This window comes from Massiliimalia massiliensis, assembly GCF_900155615.1.
GTDB lineage: Bacteria > Bacillota > Clostridia > Oscillospirales > Ruminococcaceae > Massiliimalia > Massiliimalia massiliensis.
Genome location: NZ_FUHT01000002.1, coordinates 414,672 through 434,156, shown reverse-complemented (window position 1 = coordinate 434,156; position 19,485 = coordinate 414,672). Strand labels below are relative to the sequence as shown.

At 43.7% G+C, this 19,485-nt stretch carries 20 protein-coding genes and 1 pseudogene; 15 read left to right on the top strand and 6 right to left on the bottom strand.

Annotated elements, in window-relative coordinates; translation table 11 throughout:
- The first annotated feature begins 12 nt into the window (after positions 1–12).
- The 7 genes from CZ360_RS02040 (at position 13) to CZ360_RS02010 (ending at position 9,246) form a co-directional block, all read left to right on the top strand.
- Positions 13–3,003 carry a TraG/VirB4 family ATPase gene (locus tag CZ360_RS02040; RefSeq protein WP_077532524.1) on the top strand — a complete coding sequence of 997 codons (2,991 nt, stop codon included), beginning with the start codon at positions 13–15 and terminating at the stop codon, positions 3,001–3,003.
- A 42-nt stretch (positions 3,004–3,045) separates the two neighbouring features.
- Positions 3,046–3,603 (top strand): DUF5697 family protein, encoded by a 558-nt coding sequence (locus CZ360_RS02035; protein WP_077532523.1) that lies wholly within the window; start codon positions 3,046–3,048, stop codon positions 3,601–3,603.
- Positions 3,560–4,219: a DUF6100 family protein gene (locus tag CZ360_RS02030; protein WP_077532522.1), complete on the top strand. Its 660-nt coding sequence runs from the start codon at positions 3,560–3,562 to the stop codon at positions 4,217–4,219. Before CZ360_RS02035 ends, CZ360_RS02030 begins: the two co-directional genes overlap by 44 nt.
- Before the next feature lie 158 nt (positions 4,220–4,377).
- A complete protein-coding gene (locus CZ360_RS02025) occupies positions 4,378–5,409 on the top strand; it encodes a hypothetical protein (protein ID WP_077532521.1) in 1,032 nt (343 codons plus the stop codon).
- On the top strand, positions 5,396–7,225 hold the full coding sequence (locus CZ360_RS02020) for a VirD4-like conjugal transfer protein, CD1115 family (protein ID WP_077532520.1): 1,830 nt from the start codon (positions 5,396–5,398) through the stop codon (positions 7,223–7,225). The genes CZ360_RS02025 and CZ360_RS02020 overlap by 14 nt, the downstream gene beginning before the upstream one ends.
- Before the next feature lie 19 nt (positions 7,226–7,244).
- A complete protein-coding gene (locus CZ360_RS02015) occupies positions 7,245–8,237 on the top strand; it encodes a S1 RNA-binding domain-containing protein (protein ID WP_229407963.1) in 993 nt (330 codons plus the stop codon).
- Between the two features lie 25 nt (positions 8,238–8,262).
- Positions 8,263–9,246 (top strand): Ig-like domain-containing protein, encoded by a 984-nt coding sequence (locus CZ360_RS02010; RefSeq protein ID WP_077532519.1) that lies wholly within the window; start codon positions 8,263–8,265, stop codon positions 9,244–9,246.
- Positions 9,247–9,305: 59 nt separating this feature from the next.
- On the opposite strand, the gene CZ360_RS02005 is transcribed toward CZ360_RS02010, so the two are convergent.
- Genes CZ360_RS02005 through CZ360_RS01990 form a run of 4 tightly spaced genes read right to left on the bottom strand, consistent with a single transcriptional unit; the run spans position 9,306 to position 10,571 of the window.
- Positions 9,306–9,509: a DUF3791 domain-containing protein gene (locus CZ360_RS02005; RefSeq protein ID WP_205411093.1), complete on the bottom strand. Its 204-nt coding sequence runs from the start codon at positions 9,507–9,509 to the stop codon at positions 9,306–9,308.
- 2 nt (positions 9,510–9,511) lie between these two features.
- Positions 9,512–9,751 (bottom strand): hypothetical protein, encoded by a 240-nt coding sequence (locus CZ360_RS02000; protein WP_077532517.1) that lies wholly within the window; start codon positions 9,749–9,751, stop codon positions 9,512–9,514.
- Positions 9,751–10,242 carry a DUF3990 domain-containing protein gene (locus CZ360_RS01995; protein WP_077532516.1) on the bottom strand — a complete coding sequence of 164 codons (492 nt, stop codon included), beginning with the start codon at positions 10,240–10,242 and terminating at the stop codon, positions 9,751–9,753. The genes CZ360_RS02000 and CZ360_RS01995 overlap by 1 nt, the downstream gene beginning before the upstream one ends.
- A 50-nt stretch (positions 10,243–10,292) precedes the next feature.
- The gene (locus CZ360_RS01990; RefSeq protein ID WP_077532515.1) at positions 10,293–10,571 is read right to left on the bottom strand and encodes a type II toxin-antitoxin system RelB/DinJ family antitoxin; all 279 of its coding nucleotides are present in this window, start codon (positions 10,569–10,571) and stop codon (positions 10,293–10,295) included.
- Between the two features lie 111 nt (positions 10,572–10,682).
- On the opposite strand from CZ360_RS01990, the gene CZ360_RS01985 reads away from it, so the two are divergent.
- From CZ360_RS01985 to CZ360_RS01955, 7 genes are all read left to right on the top strand, one after another.
- Positions 10,683–14,531 (top strand): SpaA isopeptide-forming pilin-related protein, encoded by a 3,849-nt coding sequence (locus tag CZ360_RS01985; RefSeq protein WP_083712053.1) that lies wholly within the window; start codon positions 10,683–10,685, stop codon positions 14,529–14,531.
- 3 nt (positions 14,532–14,534) lie between these two features.
- On the top strand, positions 14,535–14,771 hold the full coding sequence (locus tag CZ360_RS01980; protein WP_077532513.1) for a hypothetical protein: 237 nt from the start codon (positions 14,535–14,537) through the stop codon (positions 14,769–14,771).
- A gap of 34 nt (positions 14,772–14,805) precedes the next feature.
- Complete coding sequence (locus tag CZ360_RS01975) at positions 14,806–15,150, top strand: hypothetical protein (RefSeq protein WP_077532512.1); 345 nt, start codon at positions 14,806–14,808, stop codon at positions 15,148–15,150.
- Positions 15,151–15,230: 80 nt separating this feature from the next.
- Positions 15,231–15,632 (top strand): zinc-finger-containing protein, encoded by a 402-nt coding sequence (locus tag CZ360_RS01970; protein WP_077532511.1) that lies wholly within the window; start codon positions 15,231–15,233, stop codon positions 15,630–15,632.
- A gap of 12 nt (positions 15,633–15,644) precedes the next feature.
- Positions 15,645–16,145: a sigma-70 family RNA polymerase sigma factor gene (locus CZ360_RS01965; protein WP_077532510.1), complete on the top strand. Its 501-nt coding sequence runs from the start codon at positions 15,645–15,647 to the stop codon at positions 16,143–16,145.
- Entirely contained in the window at positions 16,145–16,822 is a 678-nt protein-coding gene (locus CZ360_RS01960) for a hypothetical protein (RefSeq protein ID WP_077532509.1), read from the top strand. Before CZ360_RS01965 ends, CZ360_RS01960 begins: the two co-directional genes overlap by 1 nt.
- Before the next feature lie 15 nt (positions 16,823–16,837).
- Entirely contained in the window at positions 16,838–17,248 is a 411-nt protein-coding gene (locus tag CZ360_RS01955) for a hypothetical protein (protein ID WP_077532508.1), read from the top strand.
- A gap of 58 nt (positions 17,249–17,306) precedes the next feature.
- Here the strand turns inward: CZ360_RS01955 and CZ360_RS01950 are convergent, their stop codons facing one another.
- Both CZ360_RS01950 and CZ360_RS01945 read right to left on the bottom strand, forming a co-directional pair.
- Positions 17,307–17,615, bottom strand: a complete 309-nt coding sequence (locus CZ360_RS01950) for a hypothetical protein (RefSeq protein ID WP_077532507.1) — start codon at positions 17,613–17,615, stop codon at positions 17,307–17,309.
- Positions 17,616–17,663: 48 nt separating this feature from the next.
- Positions 17,664–19,316: pseudogene (locus CZ360_RS01945) on the bottom strand (type I restriction endonuclease subunit R, EcoR124 family); the annotation flags it as partial.
- Here CZ360_RS01945 and CZ360_RS13965 point away from each other — a divergent pair.
- Positions 19,267–19,437 (top strand): hypothetical protein, encoded by a 171-nt coding sequence (locus tag CZ360_RS13965; protein ID WP_159438076.1) that lies wholly within the window; start codon positions 19,267–19,269, stop codon positions 19,435–19,437. The pseudogene CZ360_RS01945 and the gene CZ360_RS13965 overlap by 50 nt on opposite strands.
- The last annotated feature ends 48 nt before the right edge of the window (positions 19,438–19,485 follow it).

The following is a 19,485-nucleotide window of genomic DNA, read 5'->3' as shown; positions in this document are numbered from 1 at the left end:
GCACTGATAATCATGGAACACAAAGACGAACGCAGCGACATCTATTATATTCCTCCTAATTTTATAGATTCAGGAACGCTGATGGGAGGAATGTTTAAAATTCGGAATGTGATCGAGGCCGGGGCTTTGGCCGGGATTCTGGCATTGCCGATCTTTAGGATACCAGTATCACTGACAGCGAGGATCATTATTCTTTGTATTGTGGTCATGCCGGTGGTGATTTTTGCTTTAGTAGGGATCAATGGAAAATGCCTGTCCTCTTATCTGTTTTCGTGGCTTCGTTTTTTGATGAACCGGAGAATTATCCATGAACTGCCAAAACCAGTAATCATAAGAGATGAAATAGAAAAGACGGAGGGAGCAGACAGAAAAACAAAAGAGGAGATCCGGGAACTGAAGCGGCAGCTAAGGAAAGTCAAGCGGGAGAATAAGCGAAATAGAAAAATGGATAAGGAGGAGTCGGAGAAAAGGAAACGGTCTGGAAAGGCACGTCATATCCCTAAAAAGGATATGACGATACCGAACTATCTTCCGATTGAAAAAATAGACCATGGGATCATCTATACAAGGGATCGCCGCTTTGTAAAGATCATTGAGGTCACGCCGGTCAATTTCTGGCTGAGAAATGAACGGGAACAGAGAAACATCATTTATTCCTTTATGTCTTACCTGAAGATCAGCCCGGTCAAGATCCAGTTTAAAGCAGTAACCAAACGGGCGGACGTTAATCAGTATTTGGCAGGATTGGAAACAGATATGCAGCAAGAAACGGATCCATACTGCAAACGGCTGCAAGAGGATTATGTGAAACTAATCAGACAGATTGGCTCCAGGGAAGCGATCACCCGGCGGTTCTTTATGATATTTGAATACGAACCGTTTATGCGTTCTAACCGGAACCGGGCAGATGAAGAAATCGAAGCGGTTTCGTTTCTTCGTTCTGCGGCGCAGACTGCCCGAACTTATCTGTTCCAGTGCGGGAATACTGTTTTGACTCCGGAAAATGAGAATGAGGTGACAACAGAGATCCTTTATCATCTGCTTAATCGGAAAACGGAAAAACCAATGTCAGACAAAATTATGGAGGTTTTAGGAAGATATGTAGCAGCGGATCAGGCGGATCAGTTAAATGATATTCCGATCAGTGAATTTATGACGCCGAACGAGATCGACTTTACCCACAGCAAATATGTCGTAATCGACGGATTATATTATACTTTCCTGATGATCCCTTCCGGGGGATACAACCCAAAGGTATATGCAGGTTGGATGTCCGTACTGGTAAATGCCGGAGAAGGAATAGACGTCGATATTTTTGTCCGGAGAGAAGAAAAAGACCGGATCATCTCAAAGCTTGGCCAGCAGTTAAGGATCAACCGTTCAAAAATTAAAGACGCGTCGGACACCAATACAGATTTTGATGATCTGGAGGGGGCGATACAAGCCGGATACCTTTTGAAAAGCGGGCTTGCCAACAATCAGGATTTCTACTATATCAATACCTTAATTACGATTACAGCGGAAAGCGCGGAAGAATTGGAGTGGCGGACTCATGAAATGAAGAAACTGATGATGTCGAGGGATCTGGAATGCCAAAACTGCCAATTTGAGGAGGAACAGGCTTTCCTGTCCGCACTTCCGCTGAATATGATTGATAAAAGATTATTTGAACACTCCAAAAGGAATGTGCTGACTACTGGAGCGGCGAGCTGCTATCCATTTACTTCCTACGAAATGTGCGATGACGACGGGATTTTGTATGGGGTAAATAAGCATAACAATTCTTTGGTCATTGTAGATAACTTTGATTCTAGGGTTTATAAGAATGCGAACATTGCGATCTTGGGAACCTCCGGCGCGGGCAAGAGCTATACGATGCAGCTTCTGGCGCTGCGTATGAGAAGAAAGCATATCCAGGTTTTTATCATAGCGCCACTAAAAGGTCATGAATTCCGCCGGGCCTGCAAAAATATTGGCGGGCAGTTTGTTTCTATCTCCCCGTCGTCTAAGTCCTGTATCAACATTATGGAGATCAGAAAAAGTGATACGGTCAACAATGACCTGATTGATGGAGTAGAAGAGGAACATTCCAAGCTGGCAACGAAGATCCAGGAGCTGCATATCTTCTTTAGCCTTCTGATTCCTGATATGACTTATGAAGAAAAACAGCTTTTGGACAGCGCGCTGGTCAAAACCTACGCAGCCAAAGGAATGAACTTTCACAACCGTTCCCTATGGTCTAAAGAAAAGCAGGGGAAATACAAGGAAATGCCGATCTTAGGCGATCTTTACGAAGTCCTGGTAAAGGATCCCGAAACAAAACGGCTTGCTAATTCTTTAAATTGGCTGGTTCATGGTTCAGCCGCTTCCTTCAACCAGCAGACAAACGTTGATTTGGATAATCAGTATGTGGTTCTGGATCTTTCTGAATTGACTGGAAGCCTCATGATCATTGGTATGTTTATCGCGATCCTGTTTGTATTTGGAAAAAGTAAAGAGGATAGGACAAAGAAAAAAGCAATTTTTATTGATGAGCTGTGGCGTATTATTGGTTCAGCGTCCAACCGGCAGACTGCCGAATATATTCTGGAGGTATTTAAAACGGTAAGAGGCTATGGCGGATCTGCTGTCTGTGCGACGCAGGATCTAAACGATTTCTTTGCATTGGAAGACGGAAAGTATGGCAAGGGTATTATCAATGCCTGTAAAACAAAGATCATTTTAAATCTGGAAGATGAGGAGACTCAGAGAGTACAGAAGATATTAAAGCTGTCCGATTCCGAAACAATGGCTATTACACACTTTGAACGCGGAAATGGATTGATTTCAACTAATAACAATAATGTTACGGTAGAATTCAAATCATCACAGCTTGAAAAAGAATTGATCACGACAGACCGGGCCGAACTGGAACAGTTGGCTTTGCGTAAGAAGGTGGAAATTGATTCTCAAAACAGTTCTGTACGTTTCAACGGGAAACAGGAAAATGACAACGCAGTTTGACAACAGTTCTATACGCCAAAAATTAAGGAGGGATAAAACAATATGCTGCACACAAGAGAAGAAATGCAGGAAGAATTACAGGAAACCGCGAAAGTCCTGTCGCAGTATGGCTGCCTTAAGACAAATCAGATATACAGAATGTTCCCGGGACATGATTTGATCGTAGCGACCATTTTGCGGAAATTAAAGTCATCAGGAAGGGCCGTGGGCGACTGGGACAGAAAATATATCGCTGCGGATTCGGACAAGCTGAAACAGGCCGATGAAAAGGTGATTCGGGCATTTTGGGTTCTATTAAGCTTCTGGGAAAGTATAGAATACCATATTCCCGGAGAGTATCCGGTATGCATCAGCTTTTTTATGAAGGGCCAGGTGTATGAAATCATTTATGCTGCCAGAGGAGAAGAAAAGCTGATCAGTTTTATGCTGGAGCCGGTACGGGAATATCCCCGAAGAATTATTATTGTAGAACAAAAGGAACAAATACCAAAACTGAATATTCAGGGTGTCGTGGGATATTGCGCCGTTGATGATGACGGGACAATATCCCATTTTTATGGTGAGGAGGCGAAAGAAGATCGACCAGAAAAAACGGTATGACCGGATCAGAAAAGTAGTAGACGACGGGGTAAAGCTGAATAATGGATTGTTCGCTTTAACGGTGACAGACGCTGCCAAGTATCCGGAGCAATATGATACACTGCTGTTAAATTCAACATATTTGTCGGAATCTATTGCTGTGCGTATGCGGAAATTGGCGATTGACCTGGGATCGGTTCAGAAGCATAAGCTGCTGGAAAATGCCGCAAAGATCCAAAGAATCAGGATCGTTTGGAAAGATGGGATATTGACTGTTGTGATCCCCAGCTTATTGCCAAAGCGCCAGCAAAGAACAATATCTGCATTTTTATTAGATCCGCTTTATTACACGCTGCATGAGTTTTGTGAAAAGGAAAAATTTCAAAAATTTCGTGAATGTGTAGTGTGCTTTATCCATGTTTATGACGAAAAGCTTTCAATTTCCCGGATACGGGACTACGACAACATGATGATGAAACCCGTACTGGATACGGTTGCGGCCTTTGTGATGACAGACGATACCGGTCAGCTCTGCCGGCAATATCAGACGTCGGTGTTAGGGAACAGCGATCGAACAGAAATTATGGTGATGGAACCAAAAAGATTCCTGTTATGGCTTAGAGAACAGGAAAAATAGGGATCATGAATATCCATTTTACCTGTATTTCTTCTGATTTTTTCTGGACATATCCGAAACTATGCAGATATGCGGAATAACAGGAAGCTTCACTGAATAGTACCAATAAAATTCACCGTAGTGTAATCCAATACGGTAAAGAAAGCGGGTTGACTGCATTGCAGAAGCATACACAGAGCTACCGGCTGTTGGAGTGGATCGCCGTCTGCGGAGAACTGCCTTTTCCGAATCTTGATCTGCTCCCGGTTAAGCCGGATTATTTATCAAAACTGTTGACAGTTTTAAAAAGAGAGGGGTGGATCCGATGCATCTATAAGGACAAGCTGCGAAGCTATCGGCTAACTAAAAAAGCGAAAATGTTGCTGCTGAAAAATGATTCAAAGCGGTTTGCATTTTATCTGACAGGAAATGTTGACACCAATCTATGCAGAAGGGAGATCAGCCGAAGGCTTCGCCTTCATCATACCGCACAAGCGAAGCTGATGCAGCTGAGAGCTGGGATATGTCTTTTTAGGGATCAGAAAGCTGGGATATTTGAACAGACCTATCAGGGGCGGAACAACCTATCTTTTCCGGTTTATTATGATTCCAGAGAGATCCGGGAAATGGAGATCGGACATATGATCGGCAATTCCAGAGCAACCGGAATTTTGATAACGTCAGATGCGGTTTATGTTGTATATAATACGGGAAGCGGAATTCTGAAATGGATGCCCGCTGCCGAAAAAAGGCTGAAGGCACAACTGGAATATTTGCTTCAATACAGCGGGCGCACTCATGAATTGAAAAACCACGAATTTCGGGGACTGATGTTCGGAGATACAATGAAAGAGGCTTACCGCTTGATGGAGAGTCAGGGCGGACGGAAAGATAATTGGTTTTGTCCTGATAATATTTTTACGGCTTTTCATTTTATCCCGCTGAATAGCTGCGGGGTAAAAATGCTGAAGAGATTGTGTGATCAGGTAAAAAGGCCGTTTCATGACACATGGAAACCTGGTTTTTATCATAACAGTTTGCAGCCATTAGATGCGCGTGATTTTGATATGGTAAAGATCAGACAGTACCGGGAATGGATAGAGGACTACGACGCATCTGGAAAGATTCTTTGCTATGATTTTCAAAAACCGGAACCAGGATCGAATTGGAATAGTGGTCTTAAATGGGTGAGCGAATATGAAAAGGAGTAAAATTGCGGCCCTTATAATCAGCGCTATGGCCGCGTTGTCCATAATATTTTTCGGCGGAGGGATCATCTCACAGATGCTGCATAGCTACCGGGATTGGGAAGCTGAAGGAGAGACTGGGGGAACTCCGAAGTTACTGGAAATTTCAGTGAAAGCTTGTTTAGCCGCACTGACAGATGTTCCATATAACATATATGGAATTGCCATCATGGTTGGTCTGCTAGGAATAATTGCCTTTTATCTATTATTCCGCGAACGATGCCATCAGAAACTATTCGACCCTGAGCGGAATCTTACTTATTCCGAAAAAGGGATCTATGGCACCAGTGGATTCATGACAGAGGAGGAATGTAAAGAGATCCTAGAGATCGTCCCGCAATCTCATATTGGGAAAGGAATCATTTTAGGAGAGCTGAACGGAAAACTGGTGTGTTTGCCTGAGAAAACACGGCTGAATAAGCATGTCGCTCTGTACGGTGCAAGCGGTTCCATGAAATCCCGGACGATCCGAAACATGATTTTTCAGTGTGTTCGCCGGGGCGACAGCATGGTGCTGACGGATCCAAAATCCGAGCTTTACTGCGATATGGCAGAATACCTCAGAAGAAACGGCTATATTGTTCGGGTATTCAATTTAGTAGATCCTGAATATTCAGATTCATGGGATTGTTTGGGTGAAGTTGGCGGAGATGAAATCATGGCTCAAGTTTTTGCTGATGTAGTAATGAAAAATACCGGAGATGGAAAAGGCGATCGGTTTTGGGACAATGGGGAAAGCAATCTTTTAAAGGCGTTGATTTTATATGTTACAAATTCCTACGCGCCGGAGCAGCAATCATTTGCTGAAGTATATCATCTGATCATTTCAAAGTCAGTCGACGAACTGAGCAGCCTATTTCGCAGGCTTCCATATGACCACCCGGCAAAAGCCCCCTTTTCTATTTTCAAGCAGGCGTCTGATACAGTCCAATCCGGGATTATTATAGGGCTTGGCTCGCGGCTTCAGGTATTTCAAAGTGCGTTGATCAAAGAAATCACCAGTCATTCGGAAATAGATTTGGAATTACTGGGGAAGAAAAAGTGCGCATATTTCTGTATCACTTCGGATCAGGATTCTACCTTTGAATTTTTATCCTCACTGTTTTTCAGCTTTCTGTTTATCAAACTGGTACGATATGCGGATAAGCATGGCAAGAACGGCAAGCTGCCTGTAGCGGTCAATATTATTGCTGATGAATGGGCGAACGTAGGAACAGTTCCGGATTTCTTTCGAAAAATTTCAACGATCCGCAGCCGGGACATCAATATGCTTGGATTAGCATTTCAAAATATTGCTCAGCTGCAAAACAGGTATCCCGATAATCAATGGCAGGAGATTTTGGGGAATTGCGATACCCACTTGTTTCTGGGGTGTACCGACGACGCGACAGCAGAATTAGTCAGCCGCCGTTCGGGTATCGCTTCTGTACAGGTCTCAAGCCAGTCTAAACGGCTTGGAACCATGCGCCTGACAGATTATGTGCCGGAATTCAGGGAAACCCAATCGGTTGGAAGACGGTTTTTGTTAAACCCGGACGAAGTGCTTAGACTGCCGATCGATGAAGCCTTTGTGATCATCAGAGGACAGAAAATCCTGAAGGTAAAGAAATTTGACTATACCAGACACCCGGAATACAGGAAATTAGTTCCTTGTAAAATTACGGATCATGTCCCTGAATGGCGTAAGAATAACGCAGTATCAGCTCAATATTCCATTGAAGAACCGACGGTTGCAGAAAAGAAGAGAAGAAAACAAGAAGACAGCATTTTAAAACTATAGAAAAAGGAAGGAAATCGTTATGGAAAAAGAATTAAACCGGAATACATCTCCGATTCTGACGATAGAAGTGAAAAATACAGTAGAAACACCGGAAATGCAGGAGGAAGCGCTATGGTACGCGATACAAAGCGAATACCATGCCAGAAGGATCGTGACAGGGATACTAAGCGGTGTGGAAAGGTTAGATAAACAGGTCGTGGCAGTCGTATATTATAAGTCGTACCGGGTGATCATACCCGCGTCAGAAATGATGCTGGGATTAAATAAAGACGCGCATTACGGAGATATGCTGCTGCGGCAGGAAAAAATCATCGGTAATATGTTGGGGGCAGAAATAGACTTTGTGATTCAGGGAATCGATCTGGATACTAAAAGCATAGTAGCCTCCCGCCGGGCAGCTATGCTGCGGAAAAGACAGACTTTTTATCTGGATCCCGATAAGAATGGAGAATATCTGATTTACGAAGGCAGGCTGGTCCAGGCCAGAGTCGTAGCGGCAGCGGAAAAAGTGATCAGGGTGGAGGTGTTTGGAGTAGAATGTTCTATTGTGGCACGGGATTTATCTTGGAGCTGGCTGGCCGACGCAAGAGAATTGTATCATATTGGCGATCAGGTTGTGGTCAAGGTAACGCAAGTTGATCGAGAATCTGTCGAAACAATCAGCATACGGGCTGATATAAAATCAGTAGAGGGAGACGTCAACAAGGAAAATTTAAAGCGGTGCCAGGTTCAGGGAAAATATATCGGACAAGTAATAGATATTTATAAGGGGATTGTTTTTGTACACCTGAGCATTGGCGTCAACGCTGTGGCACATTCCTGCTACGATTCCAGAACACCAGCCAAAAGAGACGACGTATATTTTGTTGTGACGAATATTGATGAAGAAAAAATACCGCGATCGGGATCATTACACGAATCATTCGCCAGAATATATAGTTTTCTCAGCAGAAAAAGAATTTTACGGGAAAACAGGTATATTTATTTTAGACAACATAAATCTTTGTGCTAAAATATGTCTGAAGGGACGGAAGACTATGAAGATACAAAAGATAATGGCGTTAGTTTTAAGTGCAGTTGTGATAACTGCTTTTTCGACCGGCTGTGCGGAAAAACGGAAATATCTGCCGGAGCTAATGGCGGAACACGTTGAAGTACGAATCGGGGAAAGCCAAAAGATCGTTTCTCAGATCAGCGCCTATTATGAAATCGAAGGCGATTGCTACACCATAGACGATGCTGATGAAAAAGGGAAAGAAGAACTAGCGGCCAAAGCCAAGGAATTTCAGGAAAAGGGAAAGCTTTCCTATGAGTCTGAAGAGATACAGATCGCCGTTGTAGATGAAACCGGAATAGTGACCGGAAATGCGGTGGGAACGACAACAATCAGTGTGACTCTGACAATTCCGTCAGAAGACGGTGAAGACGAAATACAACCGGTTGTTACGGCGGTAAAGGTAACAGTCAGCCCGATCATGCCGGAAAAAGTTACGGCGGATAAGGACAAGATTGAACTGACTGAAGGAGAAACTGCGGACATACAGGCAGTTGTTGTTCCGGAAGATACAACGGATCCGTCCGTGAACTGGACGTCAAGCGATGAAAAGATAGCGGTTGTTAAAGACGGAAAAATCACAGCAGTAAAGGCAGGGACGGCAACGATCACAGCTGCTTCTCATGCAGATGACTCGGTTAAGACAGAGATCACAGTGACAGTAAAGGAAAAACCAGTCCAGGTGTCCAGCAGCAATGCGGCATTTTCTAGTTCCGGCTCCAAGAATAGCGGTTCTGGAAAGTCCAGCTCCGGCGGGAAAAAGGCTACAGGTAAAAAATCATCTCAAAAATCCTCCGGAGGGAAAGGCTGGAAGGATAACGGAGATGGGTCATATACCTTTGAGGGGGAAGTAATAGATCATGGTTTTATTGGCGGTTCTATCAATGGAGTTTGGTATGATTCAGCGGAAGAATACAATCAGGCTCTGAAGGACTTGGAAAAAGAAGAAAAAGAAAATGGATTTTAATGAATAAGGATAAAAATGAAAAAGCAAGTAAGAAAATTTCTTACTTGCTTTTTGTTATTTTAGTGTTGCCGTGACTCAATATACCGGTCAATATCTTCTACGATATAATTTGGACCGGTTGTATGCAGCGCTTCAAAGCACGAATATACATAGTCCCATATCTGGTAACGAGTGAAAAGATCAGCAGCCTGTCTGCCGGTCATGCTTTTAGCGTCTTTATATTGCTCGATACAATAAATAAGAAAGTCGCCTTCCCTGCTCATATTCATGCCTCCTCCGGGATACAAAAATCTCCTGTGCTTTTTTCTTCTTGAAACATATGGAAAAGTGTCAACGGGCTAAAATGCCACAATTTAGTATCTTCTTGTTCTAATAGAGCGTACACCTTAGATACGTAGAACTGGCGGGAAGCAGTGATCTCGTCCAACGAATAATTTTCCGCAATCAGCTGCACAACTTGAGGAACAAGAAAAGTTCGGATTACATTAAACTTTTTATCTTCCATTAAAATTCCTCCTCTGGAACTATGCCGATAAACCGCAGGTGTGAAAGAGACTTTTCAGTTGTTAAAACCAGTTGATTATAAAGCTTTTTGATTTTTAATTGCTCTAAAGTTTGCTCTTTGGTAAAGATGCCGGCGGTATAAAGGGTGAATGTTCGATAAACATCATCGTTGGCTACAGGTCCATAAATGAAATCATAGACTGACCCCGTATAGTTGCCGGCACGATTATCTGACACAAAATCAAGCCAGCTTTCATTTGGAGAATCAAATCTTAATACAGAACATTCTGAAAAAGCGATTTTTTCGTCTAGTTCATATATGCTAACGGTTTTACTCCCATCTTTTCGACGCTTTGTTACTTTATCGGCAAAGCTGATTGCTTGTTCTTTATTGGTTGTCGTATAAAAGCCAAAACCAAAATCAAGATAACGATTTTGAGGAACTAATTTTGGGGTGGATACCGTTATATTGCTGCCATGATATAAAATCATATTTTATTCCTCCAGAGTCTTTTTATACTAGGATTATTTTTCACAATTCCTTATAACTGCGCCGCCTTTAAATCCTCGGTGGAGAAATCCTCTTTCACGGTTTGATTCTGCGCTAACTTTCGGTTTTCAGAAATGTCAGAGGCCGTGATCTCATTTGGAATATCCAGTTTCAGCGCGAAAGGAATTCCATTTTCCCGAATAGTCTGTCTGAGAAAAACATTAACGGCAGTGGTCATATTCATACCCAAATCCTCAAAAATTTTTTCTGCGGCAGCTTTCACATTTTTATCTGTACGAATATTTAGATTGGTCATATTTGAAGCAGACATAATAACACCTCCATTTCTATTATATGTAAATTATATCGTGATATAAATATAATGTCAATTAAATATCATTACATTGTGTGTATAATTGTTGTAATTGTAAAGGAGAAAATCATGAATACAAGAAAAAACATAACGCGCCGGGTGCTGAGCTTGCTCCTGGCGCTTTTCATTATCCTGCCCGTCTGTACGTTTCAAGGCGGGCTTCAGGTATCGGCCGCTTCAGTAAGCGGAACGATCGCCAAGTCGTGGATTTCCGGTTACTATTTTGACTTTACCGGGGTCGGCCTGCCTTGCGGGAGCCACCGGGGACAGGCATCCATGTTGAAAGTCAACGGAAAGCCCGCATACTGTATTGAACTGGGCGAACAGGTATATACCGGGGACTATACCTTTAAAGACGCATATAATAAGCTTTCAACAGCGGAAAAAAAGCTATTGCAGTACACGTTGATTTATGGATATACGGGCTCCGTGAAATACGGATACAGCAAGAACGTGGAATATTACGCAACACAGATACTTTGCTGGATCATCGAAAACGGGTATTACAATAACTCCAGCAAATCCACTGAGATCATCAATGCTGCCTGTAAAACCAACCCGGACAAGTCGGATATTAAAGCCTGTATTACCAAAATGCGAACACAGATCGATGATCACGCGGTAATCCCAAGCTTTGCAAAATCAAGTTCTTCTTCCGCGGCCACCCAAAGTCTTAAATATTCAGGCGGAAAATATACCCTGACTTTGACAGATAAAAACGGAGCTGCAAAGTATTACGACTGGTCTGATTTTAAGAGTAAGGGGATCGCTGTTTCGGTTTCAGGAAACAAGGTCACATTTACTGCCAGCAAAATATTTACCGGAACAAAGAATTGTAAGTTGACTCGCACAAAGAGCCAATATCTATCAAGCATATCAGAAGTGGCGCCAATGTATTTAGCAAGCTCAAGCAATCAAGACTTAGTTGTTCATTTGAATCAGTATGCGGATCCGGTGACAGCCTATCTAAAATTAAATGTCGCTGCCGGCGATCTGATCGTATCGAAAACAGCGGAGGACGGAGCCAAGTCCGGATTTAAGTTCCAAGTCACAGGAAACGGAATCGACGAGACGGTGACGACCGGGAGCAACGGGAAAGCGACGCTCAGCGACATTCCAGCCGGAAAATATACCGTCAAGGAAAGTTCGGTCAATGATAAGTATGTAACTCCCGCGCAGCAGACTGTCACCGTCCCGGCCGGTTCCTCAGTGACAGCCAGCTTTACAAACAAGCTGAAAAAATTTCAGGTATCACTGGTAAAAAAAGATTCTGAAAGCAGCTCGAATCCCCAGGGAAACGCTTCTCTTGACGGCGCGGTTTACGGACTGTATGAAAAAGACGGGACGTTGCTGGAAAAGCTGATCACTTCAAACGGCGGAAAGGCATCCAGCAGTTATTATCCTTGCCAGGACGGAGCATATATTCAGGAGATCACCCCGCCGAAAGGATATTTAAAGGATAGTACAAAATACACCCTGAAGGCTGGTTCAGCAAACTTTACAATCGAAAAAAACACCATTAGCCAGACAGTGGCAGACGATGTTATTACCGGCCGAATCGCGGTTGCTAAGAAAAAGGAGATCCCTGATCCGGAAAGCGGGACAGATGTAGACCTGTCATCAGAGGAAAATGCGGAATTTCAGATATATTTAAAGTCAGCCGGAAGCTATGATAAGGCTAAAGAAACGGAACGGGACATTTTGAAAACGGACAGCGCGGGATATGACCAGAGTAAAGAATTGCCTTACGGCACATATGTCCTGCACCAGACAAAGGGTGATGAAACCACAAAATTTGTAGATCGTGAAATCACCATCTCGGAAAACGGAAAAATATATTTCTATGATCTGTTGAATGAACTGAAAAAGGCCAGAATAAAGATTATCAAGATAGACTCTTCGACCGGAAATGCGATACCGATGTCCGGGATCAAAGTGAAAATCAAAAATCTTACGACTGGGAAATGGGTCATAGATCATGGAAAGGAAATATTTGAATCTACAGAAGACGGAACAATAGAATTGTCCGTCATGCTGTATGTCGGAAAATATGAAATATATGAGGTGGAAGCTCCGGAGTCTTTCGCGTTTTTAACTGAGCCGTTAGAATTTGAGATAAAAGCAGAAGACTGCGACAAAACGGTGACTGTAAATCTGGAAAACACCCCGCAGAAAGGCAGGATTGCTCTGTACAAAGAGGGAGAAGTCATTACCGGGGCGGACATGGTGCAGACGGAATTAGGGATCCTCACCCAGCCAATCTATGAAACACGAGTCATCGGCGGTGCGGTTTACAACATCGAAGCTGCGGAGGACATTGTGATCGGGAACGTGGTACGCCATAAAAAAGGCGATGTGATCGAAACGCTCACCACCAAAAAGGGAGAAGCTGTCTACAGCGGCTATCTGTATCCCGGAAATTATGTATTAGTGGAACAAACACCGCCGGACGATATGCTGTTAGATTCTACACCGATCCCCTTTACTATCACCGATGATGAAGCGGCAGAGGTGATCCAGCCGGATTTAGAGATCACGGCAAAGGACAACCGCCCGGCAGTAGAGATCTCTTTACAGAAATCCATGGAGCAGGACGAGCATTACCAGATCGGTATGTATGGGGAATACCAGAATATCCGGTTCGGGCTGTTCACCGGGGAAGATGTGTTAGACTATGACGGGAATCTTGCGATCCCGAAAGACACGCTTATGTTTGTATGCGGGATAGATGATGAATCAAAAGGTAAATTCAATATGCCGAATATCCCGCTTGCCAAGATGTATGTGAAAGAGATCGCAACGGACGAGCACTATATTCTTTCCGATCAGCAGTACCCGGTAGAACCGGCGAGGGACAACGCAGATCAAAACGGCATGATTTCTATTCTTGTCAACGACGGGGAAGAAATCGGAAACGAGATCATTCGGGGAAAGATCGAGGGAATGAAGATAGATCAGAACGGAGAGCCGCTCCCCCATACGGTGTTTGGATTGTTCCGTGCCGATGAACAGGACCTAGACAAAGACCACGCTTTGTATGTGACAGAATCAGAGAAGGATGGGTCTTTTGTGTTTGATGGTGTACCATTTGGCATTTACCAACTGTACGAGCTGGAACGGGTGTACGGATACGAAGCGTTGACGGAACCGATCATGGTTGAGATCACAGAGGACGGGCAGGTGATCGAACTGGAAGTGGAAAACACTTTGATCATAGGTTCAGCCATGTTAAGCAAGCTGGACAGTGAGTTCCCCGATACCCTGCTGACCGGAGCGGAATTTGAGATCATTGCAGACAGTAATCAGAATAAAAAGTACGATCCGGAGGATCAGGTGGTTGGAACTATGACGGAAACAGAAGAAGGAACATATCAGTATTCTGGCCTTTTAGAAGGAGGGTACTTCTGTCATGAGGCAGCTCCTCCGGAGCAATTCCTTGCAGATGAAAACTATTATTATTTTGAGATCAGGGAAAACGGGGAAGTCGCAGAGATTAAAAACGCTGATAAGGGTTTTACAAATAAGCCGGAAACCGGAGAACTGTGGATTACGAAAACAGACGTATCAAATGGGAAACCATTAGCAAATGTAGGCTTTCGGATTAGAAATATTGAAACCGGGGAAATCGCCGCTGAAGGATACACCGGGAAAGATGGTGTTGTGAAGTTCAAATTAAGGATAGGAAAATATACTTATCAGGAATTTGACCCGTTGGACGGTTACCGTATAGACAGCCGGCAGTTTCCTTTTGAAATTAGAGAAGACGGGCAAATTATCAAAGCAGAGATGACCAATGAAAAAACGGAGGTGCCAAAGACAGGAGACAGTCCTGTTTTGATGATAGCGGCTTCTATATTGATCCTCGGATCCGGATTGATCCTGCTGGTATTATGGAGTCGAAAACGAAAGGGACGGTAAGCAATGGGATTATTAGAGACTGAAGCTGCTCGCTGCGGCGTATTTATTTCTGATTTGAAATACAATCCATATTTAAACCGGCTTATTTTAATGGATCTTTTGGAAATGCCGGAGGAACGTTTTTCATTGGAGGAATGGACAGAGGGGATCACTTATCTGACGGGGACTGCCCATATTTTCAATAATATGAGTGAAATGAAAGCGTTTTTACAGAATTATCGAAAAGAACAGCTTGAATAAAGGCTGTTCTTTTTTGTTTTAGGGGATATGAACAATGCAAAATGATAATTATGGAAAACTGACGAGCGAGGTTGGTTTTTTAACAGATGGAAAGTGGAGAAATACCGTATATATCGTATGTAAGGTATGCCGGTACCATAAAGAAATAGACTGCGGGGATTTCCTTCTTTTCCCGGGCAGGGACGGTTCGCTGAGGCTGTATCCTGTTTCTGTAATAGAACGGATTATATGCTGCCGTCTTGACCAAAGCGAATGCCTGATGACTATGAGCAACTTGATTTTTCAGGAATGGTATGCTCCGTATCTGACTGCATTAAGAGTTCCGGAGCAGAAATGTCCGCTGATTTGTTGGTACCATTGTCAGAACAGTGGTTCATAAAAAATTTACAAAATAGCTGTGAAAACCTTCATTTGAGAAGGAGTAAGAGAGGTGACAAGAAAAAAGGAGGTTTTCTAATTATGAAACCAGTAAAAATCAAGTGTCCATATTGTGGACGTCCGGCTATTCTCAGGCCAGCGTCATATGTACACGGAGACAGAGCAAAGGAAAAGTACCTGTACGTCTGTGCCGGGTATCCAAAATGTGATGCCTATGTTAGTGTACACCGCGGGACATTGATTCCGAAAGGGATCCTAGCAAAAGGCGATTTGAGACACAGCCGGATCGAAGCGCATAAGACCATGGCCTTGCTTTGGAAACACCATATTATGACGCGTACACAAGCGTATCAATGGATACGGTATCGGTTTGGACTGCGTTCTAAACACGCTCATATTGGGCAGTTTTCGGAATATATGTGCAGCCAGCTCATTGCGGAATGCCATGACATTCTGAAAAACCATCATATTATAGCCAGTTAAGGAGGGAATCAGATGTTAAGCAAAGAACAACAGCAGCTTGTATGTGAGAATCTGTATATTGTAAAAGCTGTCATATCTAAAATGAATCTGATCCCCAACGCCGCTGTTTCGTGGGAGGATTATTATCAAAGCGGCTGTGCGGCATTATGCAGAGCCGCGGAAACCTACACTGGACAGGCAAGATTTTTTCACTATGCTTTCATAGTGATCCGAAATCATTTCTATCATATGCAGGCAAAACAGAAACTGGATCGGGAGCTTGAATTTCAAGATCTATTTCAGCCAGATGTGATAGAGGAAGTAGTGGGAAAAATCCAGACGGAGCGGTTCGAAGCGTTAAAACAAGGATTAGCCGATATTTATATTGAGGTTCTGGATCTGATGCAGCTGGAATTTTCCCCGAAGGAGATCGCAGAGATTCTGCATATTCCGGTCAAGACAGTCTATACCCGGATCCGGACAGCCCGGAGTAAATTAAACGTACTGCTTGAAAACAATAGGGAGGAAATATGATGGAGACCTTTTATACAGCAATAGGAAAATTTGAAATTTATACGGACAAGCATGGCAAGAGATTTCCGGTAGTCCGGAACGGCTGGGAAATGTATTGCATTACAATGGAAGAACTGTTGATTTGGTCTTCACTGCTTTATAACGTTTGTACGTTTGAAATTGCGGAAAAGCTGTTCCATGAAAAGGAACAGGAATACCGGGTATGGGGAACCGGACGGTTTGAAGACTATATGGAGCAGCTTGAACAGAAGGGATTGGTCCTTTCCGGGACAGGGTGGATCCCCGCAGACGCGATTTATGATCTGATAGGGAACCTACATATCTTTCCCAGAAAAATCAAATTGTCCGAGCAGCTGAAAAGATTCTGTGAATTGACAATAAAGAGAAAAATACCGGTGTACATAACAAAAAGGCTGTTCACCAGGATTCGATATACTGACGATCAGAAAAAGCTTTTGAAGCTGTTAAATCATTCTTCGCTGTCTGCCGATGAGTTGATTTACTGCATTGATCATCAGATTACGGAGATCCCGTCACCGGAAAAACTGTCCGATCGTATCTGGTCTGATTCAGAAGGTAATAATTGGTCCGGCAGCAGCTCTGAAAATCGAAACTGGGTAATTCAGGAGATCGTGAATCTATATCTGTGGAAACAGATTGATTTGCAGATCAAGTAACAAAGGAGGCTTTTTATGAAAGAGATCCCGTCGCCAATCCTGGAAAAGATGGCAGCAACCGGAGGAATAGGCTTATGCTGTTTCCTGTTCAGCTTTGCATACTATCTGATATGCCAGGACAAAATCTTGTGCATACTGGGAACAGCCGTTTTTGCGGCGAGTCTGTGCAGGGCCGGAGGATTTCTATGGCTTGGCAGGAAAGGAAAATACCGCGTTATCACCGGGGAATGTGTGGAGATACAGTATAGGGTGTTGGGAAAGATTAAGCTTTGCAGGGTGAGATCAAAAGACAGGGAATATGTTTTACAGCTGCCCAAAAAGCTGAAGGTCTATACTGGACAGAATTATTCTTTTTATTTCTCCGAGTCTAGTAATGCTCAGGAATATGGGATAGGCAGTTTTATAGGTGTGACACAGATAGCATAAATAAAAAAGAGGCGCTTTCTCCAATGTGAGAGGGCGCCTCTTTACTTTTCTGTTTTTATTAACGGGACAACTTAATTTGATTCAACTCCAGCAGCTTATTCATCTCATCGCTGGAGATTTCAGCAGTGAAAGGTGCCTTTTCGTCTTTGATCCCAAAAACGACAGTCCACGGATCATCTTCTCCCTGCATGAACTTGATGCTCTCAATTTCTCCGGATACTTCTGAATCTCGGTCAAACCCGTCAGTCATCTTAACAGTCAGGAAGAATACCGCTGTTCCATGCTCTGCCTTGTATTCAATCGCTCCTTTCAGATGTTCGTCCTCCACCTTCGCATCGCCGCTGCGGTATGTGACCGATTGGAACATGTTCGATGTAATTTCCCTATTACATTCTCCTTATGTTTTTTATTATAGTCATAGTCCGAAATATTTTTCAAAGAACGTCGTCAGCCTATCAATCACGCCTTGCTTTTTGACTTCCCGGCCTCCGCCGAAACGTGAGACAGGGGGCATGATCTTGTCAATATCTGTACCTGTTGTTTTTATTGTTCCATCGCGGAAAGAATTGTTGATAAACTTCCGTGTTTCCACTGGCTTCAGCCGTTCTTCCTCAATGATTTCAGACAAATCATGTTCCTTTTGCTCCAGAACGAATCTGCGCCAGTCTTCGTTTACTTCAGTAGAGGCATTTACAGTGCGGATAAAGCTTTCAATCAACTCTTTCTTGCTGCGGAGCTGGATACTGGAGTTCACTGCCTTATCAATCGTAACAAGGATTTCCTTATCCTTGCAGTTTCCGTCATGGTATTTCTGCACAAGCATAAGGATATAGTCGATGTTGATTTCCACTTGCCGGATCAGTTCGATCTCGAAAACAATATCGTCGTTGATGTTTTCCTTTTCCGATTTGTCTGGTTTCATCTGCTGATAAAGATCAAGATAAATACTCTGGTAATCCTGCATATCTCTTTCGGATAAAATCTCATTCCCGGTGAAAGCGTCAAAGGCGGTCAGAATATTTTTCAGCCGCAAAATCGCACCGAACAAGCTGATAAAATCCTTTTGGTTTTGCTCCCCGATAATCTCCTGTTCCAGTGGGAAACGCTGTGCAAGCTCGCGGGTCAATTCCGCATAGCCCGGATAGTGTTTTCCGTCCTCGTCGGAACCACTGTAGTAGGCATCATATCCCTTTAGCAGCACGACGCTTCCGGCTTCCTTATCTCCAAAGAGTGCAATCGCTTCATCTGTTTCTTTTTGCAAATCCCGGAAACACACGATATTGCCGTAGGTCTTGACAGAATTAAGAATACGGTTGGTGCGGGAAAACGCCTGTATCAAGCCATGCATTTTCAGGTTTTTATCCACCCATAGCGTGTTGAGCGTAGTCGCATCAAATCCGGTGAGGAACATATTGACAACGATCAGCAAATCGACCTCCCGGTTTTTCATGCGCTGGGATAAATCCTTATAGTAATTCTGGAACTTATCGGAGGACGTGTCAAATGCAGTATTGAAATAACCGTTGTAGTCAGAAATTGCACTTTCCAGAAAATCGCGGGAGGTCTTATCCAGTGCGGCGGTTTCAAAACCCTCGTCTGGCAGCACGTCCTCCGGGTCGTCCTCGTTTGCGCTGTAACTGAAAATCGTGGCGACCGTCAGCTTGCTCCCACTCTCGGCAAGCTGCTTTTGGAACTCGGTATAGTATTTCATTGCCATTGGAATGGAGCTGACCGCAAAAATGGAATTGAAGCCCGCCACTCGCTGTCCTTTCAGCGTGTAAAAGCTGTTCCGCTTGGTCTTTTGGTCGAAGTGTTCCAATATATATTTCACAATTTCACTGACACGCTCCGGCGCGGCTAATGCGCGCTCGGTATCAATAGCGGACACCTCTTTGTCGGAAGTGCCGTCTTTCTGCTTAACAGTATCCATATAGTCAATGCGGAACGGCAGTACATTTCCATCATTGATAGCGTTGACAATGGTGTAGGTGTGGAGTTTATCCCCAAAAGCCTGCGGAGTGGTTTTCAGCATCAGCTTGCCGCCGCTTGCCGCATTCGCCGCAGAAATCCGAGCGCTGCAACAAGCCAAAGCAGCTTATGCATTGAAGAAAAAGCCTGCTGAACCAATGGATTTTGAGGAAGTGATAAACAGGCTGGCAAACATCTTGAAGTCAAGGGCGGAATCATAAGAAACAGGAGCCCCGTCCATTCGGACAGGGCTCCTGTTTTCAACTTTA

Bases quoted from the DNA above. Each gene is read 5' to 3' on its own strand.
- CZ360_RS02020 (WP_077532520.1), top strand. From the start codon at position 5,396: ATGAAAAGGAGTAAAATTGCGGCCCTTATAATCAGCGCTATGGCCGCG.
- CZ360_RS01965 (WP_077532510.1), top strand. From the start codon at position 15,645: ATGTTAAGCAAAGAACAACAGCAGCTTGTATGTGAGAATCTGTATATT.
- CZ360_RS01985 (WP_083712053.1), top strand. From the start codon at position 10,683: ATGAATACAAGAAAAAACATAACGCGCCGGGTGCTGAGCTTGCTCCTG.
- CZ360_RS01950 (WP_077532507.1), bottom strand. From the start codon at position 17,615: ATGTTCCAATCGGTCACATACCGCAGCGGCGATGCGAAGGTGGAGGAC.
- CZ360_RS02040 (WP_077532524.1), top strand. From the start codon at position 13: ATGGAACACAAAGACGAACGCAGCGACATCTATTATATTCCTCCTAAT.
- CZ360_RS02030 (WP_077532522.1), top strand. From the start codon at position 3,560: ATGGTGAGGAGGCGAAAGAAGATCGACCAGAAAAAACGGTATGACCGG.
- CZ360_RS02035 (WP_077532523.1), top strand. From the start codon at position 3,046: ATGCTGCACACAAGAGAAGAAATGCAGGAAGAATTACAGGAAACCGCG.
- CZ360_RS01995 (WP_077532516.1), bottom strand. From the start codon at position 10,242: ATGATTTTATATCATGGCAGCAATATAACGGTATCCACCCCAAAATTA.
- CZ360_RS02015 (WP_229407963.1), top strand. From the start codon at position 7,245: ATGGAAAAAGAATTAAACCGGAATACATCTCCGATTCTGACGATAGAA.
- CZ360_RS01990 (WP_077532515.1), bottom strand. From the start codon at position 10,571: ATGTCTGCTTCAAATATGACCAATCTAAATATTCGTACAGATAAAAAT.
- CZ360_RS01955 (WP_077532508.1), top strand. From the start codon at position 16,838: ATGAAAGAGATCCCGTCGCCAATCCTGGAAAAGATGGCAGCAACCGGA.
- CZ360_RS02005 (WP_205411093.1), bottom strand. From the start codon at position 9,509: ATGAGCAGGGAAGGCGACTTTCTTATTTATTGTATCGAGCAATATAAA.
- CZ360_RS02010 (WP_077532519.1), top strand. From the start codon at position 8,263: ATGAAGATACAAAAGATAATGGCGTTAGTTTTAAGTGCAGTTGTGATA.
- CZ360_RS01975 (WP_077532512.1), top strand. From the start codon at position 14,806: ATGCAAAATGATAATTATGGAAAACTGACGAGCGAGGTTGGTTTTTTA.
- CZ360_RS01980 (WP_077532513.1), top strand. From the start codon at position 14,535: ATGGGATTATTAGAGACTGAAGCTGCTCGCTGCGGCGTATTTATTTCT.
- CZ360_RS01970 (WP_077532511.1), top strand. From the start codon at position 15,231: ATGAAACCAGTAAAAATCAAGTGTCCATATTGTGGACGTCCGGCTATT.
- CZ360_RS02000 (WP_077532517.1), bottom strand. From the start codon at position 9,751: ATGGAAGATAAAAAGTTTAATGTAATCCGAACTTTTCTTGTTCCTCAA.
- CZ360_RS01960 (WP_077532509.1), top strand. From the start codon at position 16,145: ATGGAGACCTTTTATACAGCAATAGGAAAATTTGAAATTTATACGGAC.